2 protein-coding genes are annotated in these 1,669 nt (G+C 58.8%); one reads left to right on the top strand and one right to left on the bottom strand.

Annotated features, from left to right (window positions below; translation table 11 throughout):
- Positions 1-946: DASS family sodium-coupled anion symporter (locus tag OP496_RS17625; RefSeq protein ID WP_280565208.1), on the bottom strand; the 946-nt coding region annotated here is incomplete at its 3' end.
- A 200-nt stretch (positions 947-1,146) separates the two neighbouring features.
- Here OP496_RS17625 and OP496_RS17620 point away from each other — a divergent pair.
- Complete coding sequence (locus OP496_RS17620) at positions 1,147-1,614, top strand: DUF2489 domain-containing protein (RefSeq protein WP_280565207.1); 468 nt, start codon at positions 1,147-1,149, stop codon at positions 1,612-1,614.
- The last annotated feature ends 55 nt before the right edge of the window (positions 1,615-1,669 follow it).

Genomic DNA, 1,669 nt, shown 5'->3' with positions numbered 1-1,669 from the left:
GGACGAGAAACAGCCCGATACCGGCGGCCAGAGCAATGGTGGTGTCCGATAGCCAGTCGAGCCCGACCTGATTCAAGAGAGGCCGAAACATCCAGGCGGCAGCCGCCATGAGAAAGATCAGGCCGACGCGGCGCTCAGCGCTGGTCATGGTGCCGAGCGACTCGAGTTCGCGGCGAATCATCTCTCCGCCATCGTCGCTTTGTTGCAAATCGAACCCTTTGTAAGTCAACCACCACCATGTCACGACCATCATCACGATGCTGACCGGCAAACCGATGGTCATCCATTGGGCGAAGCCGATATCGATTCCTTCGCCGGTGAGATATCCCGCGAGCAAGGCGTTGGGTGGGGTGCCGATGAGCGTGGCGACGCCGCCTATGCTGGCGGAATAAGCAATGGCAAGCAGCAGAGCGGTAGCGTAGCGCGAGACTTCACGTGAGTCGCCATCGCCCAGCAAGCTGACGACGGACATGCCAATGGGCAGCATCATGATGCTGGTAGCCGTATTGGAGACCCACATGCTGATGAAGCCGGTGGCAATCATGAACCCCGCGATTTGCTGGCGTGGTTTCTGGCCGACGATGCTTAGGACTTTCAAGGCGATGCGTCGATGCAGGTTCCAGCGCTGCATCGCGATGCCCAGCAAGAAGCCCCCCAGGAAGAGATAGATGATAGGGTCGGCGTAACTGGCTGCCACGGCCTCGAGTTCGTCGATGCCCAGCACCGGCGCGAGCACCATGGGAAGCAACGAGGTCGCGGGGATGGGGATGGCCTCGGTGGACCACCATGTGGCCATCAAAAGTGCAAAGCCGACACATGCCCATGCCGGTGATGACATGCCGGCTGGCGCAGGGATGACCAAGCATAGGATGACCCATAGCGGCCCCAACCAGAGTCCGATTTGCGCGGCGCTCGGGCCGCGGGTGTCGTGAATAGTCTCGTTCATGAATTGCTTCCCTGAGGGCGGCGAATGATTAATTGGCTCACGATGCTCGTCATGCTACTAAGGTATTAAGAATCAGTGGCTTAGTCATTAGTCTAAGCCGTATGCTCGGTCTTGCCGAGATGGCTTGTTGCAACGCGGCAAGCTCGGTAATGTCCGCGCTCGTTGCCGATTAACTAAACGTATTCGATTGAGGTGCGACCATGTCCGTAGTGGTGGGCTGGAGCTTGGTGGTATTGGCGGTGCTGGTCGTCGCTGGTTTGGTGGGCTATGCATGGCGGTTATGGCGAGAAGTGCAGCGCCGTGACACAGCTCGGCGTGAGGAGCTCGATCGGGCTCATCGTAATTGTCTCGAGAGTCTCGAGGCGATCGCGACGGCTATGCTGGGGGATCAGGTCGACCTGGTAGAGGGAGCGCTTCGCTGCAAGGTGCTGCTCGATATCATCGATCCCGCGTTGCTTGAACGCGAGAGCTTCCAGGTTTTTGCCGAGATTTATCGGCGCACAGAGCATTTGCATACGCATTCTTCGCGCCAGGACTTGTCGGCAAAACAGCGCTTTGCGGAGGATCGCGAGCGCATCGCGCTGCAGGAAGAACGCTATACGGCGCTCCATGAGGCGGCGCAGCAAGTTCTGGCATTCAAGCGTGAGTGGCCGACAGGCTTGCAGTGAGCCATGACGTAGGAGAAGAGCATGGGAGATCGGTTTATGTCGCTTGACCCCACGG

The organism is Chromohalobacter sp. 48-RD10 (assembly GCF_029889785.1).
GTDB lineage: Bacteria > Pseudomonadota > Gammaproteobacteria > Pseudomonadales > Halomonadaceae > Chromohalobacter.
This window is presented reverse-complemented; position numbering and strand designations above follow the sequence as displayed.